Source organism: Anaeromicropila populeti, assembly GCF_900112775.1.
In the GTDB taxonomy this organism is placed as follows: Bacteria; Bacillota; Clostridia; order Lachnospirales; family Lachnospiraceae; genus Anaeromicropila_A; species Anaeromicropila_A populeti.
In genome coordinates, this window is the sequence record NZ_FOYZ01000039.1 from 1 (window position 1) to 2,227 (window position 2,227).

General features: G+C 39.0%; 2 protein-coding genes. Both read right to left on the reverse strand.

Annotated elements, in window-relative coordinates; genetic code table 11:
- A partial coding sequence (locus BM305_RS18675) for a ParA family protein (RefSeq protein WP_242940599.1) occupies positions 1-586 on the reverse strand: 586 nt, incomplete at its 3' end.
- Between the two features lie 12 nt (positions 587-598).
- Positions 599-2,026 carry a hypothetical protein gene (locus BM305_RS18680; protein ID WP_242940600.1) on the reverse strand — a complete coding sequence of 476 codons (1,428 nt, stop codon included), beginning with the start codon at positions 2,024-2,026 and terminating at the stop codon, positions 599-601.
- Between the last annotated feature and the right edge of the window lie 201 nt (positions 2,027-2,227).

The following is a 2,227-nucleotide window of genomic DNA, read 5'->3' on the forward strand; positions in this document are numbered from 1 at the left end:
TACCTGTTGCGGCGAAAATCCCCGCCGTGGTCGGTATCAGAATATCACTTGCAAAGGTAAACGCATTAACAGTTAAAACACCCAAAGACGGCGGCGTATCAATAATAATAAAATCATAGTTACCAGCAATAGGGGAAATAGCTTCTTTCAAGCGGTATTCCTTTCCTGTTTGGGATAACTCCTGTTCTGCTCCTGCAAGCATGATATTTGAGGGTATCACATCAAAGCCGCTTTTCGTTTGCTGGATTGCTTCTTCTGCGCTGGCTTCCTCTTTCATCAGTTCGTATGAGGTTGGCACATTATAATTTTCTGCCCCGCAAGCGGTAGAAAAATTCCCCTGTGGGTCAAGGTCAATCCCTAAAACCTTAAAGCCCTTTTCTGCTAACCCTGCGCACATAGCGTGTGAGGTTGTTGTCTTGCCTACGCCGCCTTTTTGGTTCGCTACTGCTATAATTTGCATTGTTTCACTCTCCTTTATGTTATGCTTGTTATTTACTGTATATCGGTTATATCCATTATATATGTTATATAAATTATATAATCGCATATTAGCACGTTGTGTATAGCTTGTCAAGTATGTTATCACGGTGATTAAATCTTACATTCTTTCCGTGCGCCCTGTTCTTTGCACGGCTTTAGCCTGTTCTTTTGCCGCTTCATAATGCTTATAAACCGTCTTTTTATCAAGCCCTGTTCCCTTTATCACATCACACTTTCTTGCTTCGGGATTTTCTCTCATATACTCTATTATTTTTCCCTCTGCGCTAGGTCTGCCATTTCCTTCTCGCCAATCTTTATTTTGTCGTTTCATACGAATATCACGAATTGCTCTTGCTTCTTCTAAATGGTCTTTCTGTTTTTGATAATTTCGCTTGTTTCGTTCTATACGAATATCAGTCAACTTCTCAATATCAGCTATTTTGAAATTATAGTATTCCTTGTCATAAGTCTCTAAAGCACTTCGTATATCTTCCTCGGTTAATGGATTGTCATGCTCCACCCCTTTTAGTTCCTCGAAAGCGGTTTGCATATCCTCTTTTAATTTTTTTCGTGGCACATCGCATTTGCAAGCATAAATGACAAGACACATTAAAAAATAATACCTATGACCGCCTTTTACTTCCCCTATCTGCCGCAACCACCATTCATAAAGAGCATAGCCTTGTTTGCCTTTTATATCCCATTTTTTAAGCCGCTTTCTCTTTTCTACAATTACCCTTTGATACCATTCAGGATAGGCTTCTTTTGCTTCCGCTTTCGTCATCTGTGACGGTCTGAATGGACGGTTTATATCTACCCTGTTTTCTGACTTGGCGTATTGGTTTAAATAATCAAGGGTTACTTTCTCCCCTGTCTGAAATGCCTTTATTTCCGTTCCATACTTGCCGTTGATACTTCCTACCATGCGAAAACTCTGATTGATAGATTGATATTGTATTTCTTTTTTTGTGGAAGTCGATTTATACTCCCACATTCTGAACGTAAGGTCATATTTTAAGGCTTTCAACTGTAACTTAATATTGGGGTAAAGGTCTATCGGTTCTTCAAAGACATAGTACACATGAAGTCCTGCGCCACTAGCCACAAGGAAAGTAGGCATAGGCAACGTGCGTATTTTCTCTGCTGGCTTTCCAAACCGTAAAAACAGATTTCGTATCTCATATGCACCTACCCCGTCAAGGTCAAAGACAAGAGCGTTCATACGCTGGGCGTTCTGCAAACGATTTGCACGCTGTCGGTAAGTCAAGCCACTACACAAGGTAAGCTGGTTCTGTTCCACATAATCGGCATAGTCCTTTTCCCATGTATCAGAAAGCATAATACGCCGCCTTAATTTTCGTTGCGTTCCCTCGTCCTTTTCATCTTGGTAAAGATAGATTGCATTAGGTCTTGAAAAATTAGTATTCAATTCTCCCTGCTTCTCATTGTCGGGGAAAAGATAGCGGTAAAAGGAATATCCATTTACTTCGGGATAAACTGCGCCAATGACTTCCAACAATTCCATATACGATTGTTCAGCTTCCACTCTTACCACTCCTTTCTATTACTGATATACATTATATAAGTTATTTATATTATATAACATAAATAACAAAATTACAAGTCTTATTCAAATTATTTTATTTTTATTGGATAGTATAAAATCATAAAGATAGAGCATAATATATAAGAGTACCCCCATACCCTCTTAGGGGGCTTAGATTATCAATATATTTTTTCCACCTTT